The sequence below is a fragment of the Gordonia caeni genome (genome assembly GCF_039537105.1).
Taxonomy (GTDB): domain Bacteria; phylum Actinomycetota; class Actinomycetes; order Mycobacteriales; family Mycobacteriaceae; genus Gordonia; species Gordonia caeni.
In genome coordinates this window covers 1-1814 of record NZ_BAAAZW010000023.1, presented here as the reverse complement: position 1 = coordinate 1814, position 1814 = coordinate 1, and the positions used below count along the sequence as shown (strand labels likewise).

General features: G+C 66.8%; 1 protein-coding gene. It reads right to left on the bottom strand.

Annotation, left to right across the window (positions count from 1 at the left end; translation table 11 throughout):
- Positions 1 to 90 precede the first annotated feature (90 nt).
- Complete coding sequence (locus tag ABD732_RS18515) at positions 91 to 1812, bottom strand: transposase (protein WP_344786278.1); 1722 nt, start codon at positions 1810 to 1812, stop codon at positions 91 to 93.
- Positions 1813 to 1814: the final 2 nt, after the last annotated feature.

Here is a 1814-nt window from a genome sequence, read left to right as displayed (position 1 = left end):
TCGGGCTGTTTCGATTTCGTTCTGACGGGGCGCGCTGATGGGGCCGCTGTGGCGGGCCCGGGCCCGGGCCAGGCCGCAGGCTCGGCCTGGTCAGGTAGGGGTTAGGTGGCCGGTCCCGATGGCTTTGATGATGTTGTGGACTATGGCGTGGAAGGCGAACTCGCCCTTGGCTCGGAGGAGTCCTCGGCCGGTGAATCGGGTGAAGCCGAGGTTGTGTTTGGCGTGTCCGAATGGGGTTTCGGCGATGTGGCTTCGCTGACTGTAGAGGGCGTGTCCTTCGTCGGTTTGTAGTCGCCAGCTCATGTGCTCGATCGGTTCGCTGGCGCGGTCGGGTTCTGGCGGTAGCGGCAGGCCCGCCTGGACCCGTTCGTCACGGCTTTGCTGGAGTTTATGGCTCTTGGTGCTGGGTATGAGCCGGTCACAGCCGTCGGCGGTGAGGTTGCGTTCACTGTGGTAGCCGGCGTCGGCGAGCAGTATCCCGATCGGCGCGGTGGCCCAGGGTGCCGGCCGGTGGGCGTTGATCGTCTCTGCGGCGGCGGTGGCTGCGGTCATCATCGGGATCAGGTGCGGGGTATCGATGGGCTCGTTGGTGACGTCGGTGGCCATGATCAGGCCGTCCGCGGTGACCACGGCCTGGCAGTTGTAGCCCTGGATCCAGCCGCCGCCGCGTTTGGGGATCGCCCGCGATTGCGGATCGGTGATGTTGCGGCGGCAGTCGGTATTGGCCCTGTGCGGCTTCCTCCGGGCGCGGCTGGTCTCGGCGGTCACCGCCTGTTCGAGTTCACTGATCCTGGCGGTGACTGCCTGCCGGTGGCGGGCCACCTCGGCGGCGGCCTTGTCCAGCCGTTTCTGGGCTCGGACGACCACGGTCGCCTCGTCGATCGGGCGGGGCATGATCCCGGACGTGCCCGGCACATGCTTGTCGATGAGGTCCTGATGGGCGCGGCGCACCTGCTGCAGACGGCGTTCGGCGACCACCGCACGCACACCGATCCGCCCTTTCCTGGACCTCTTGATCCCGGCGTCGAAGTCACGCAGCCACTGCTGATCGGCCCGCTCGGCATCCTCGCGTGCCTTGAGCGCACGCGCCAGATCCAGCTGGGCGCGGGTCTGGGTGGGCTGTTGGGCTGCCGCCGCAGCATTGTCGGCGCGCGCAACCGCCAGCGCCTCATCGATACGGCGCAGCCGGTCCGATCCCAGCGCCTGCGGCGGCACGTGATCGTCGTCATCTTCTTCGGCGTCGTTGCGTTCGTGTTCAGTATCGGCTTGTGCGGCAACATCTTCGAGCTCGGTCCGTAGCCGCGCCAGTTCCTGATCACGGGCCTTGGCCAGCCCAGCCTCGGAACGATTGCCCTTAGGGCAGGCATCGGAGGAGATCTTGGTGCCATCGAGAGCCACCACCCCCAGCCGCCCCATCCCCAGCTCGGCACACGCGATCAGAGTCTGGGTGAACAACTCGGCCATCACCGGCGCCGCCTGCGCACGGAACCGGGAGATCGTCACATGATCAGGCACATCACCGGCACAGATGATCCGGAACGACAGATCCCGGTGACAGAGCCGCTCGATCGTGCGTGAGGATCGCCGGCCATTGGCCCACGCCCAGATCAGCAACGTCAGCAACATGTCCGGGTCATAGCCACGCCGGCCCACCCCGCCCGTGCGACGCAGCCCATGCACGCTCGAGGTATCCAGACGCTCGACCATCGCGATCACCAGCCACACCGGATCGGACTCGGGCACCCACTCACGCATATCCGGCGGCAACAAGAACACCTGATCGCGATCAACCGGCCGATAATCCTTCGCCATCC

What these genes read in the sequence shown, in the direction of transcription:
- ABD732_RS18515 (WP_344786278.1), bottom strand. Translation starts at nt 1,812, where the DNA reads ATGGCGAAGGATTATCGGCCGGTTGATCGCGATCAGGTGTTCTTGTTG.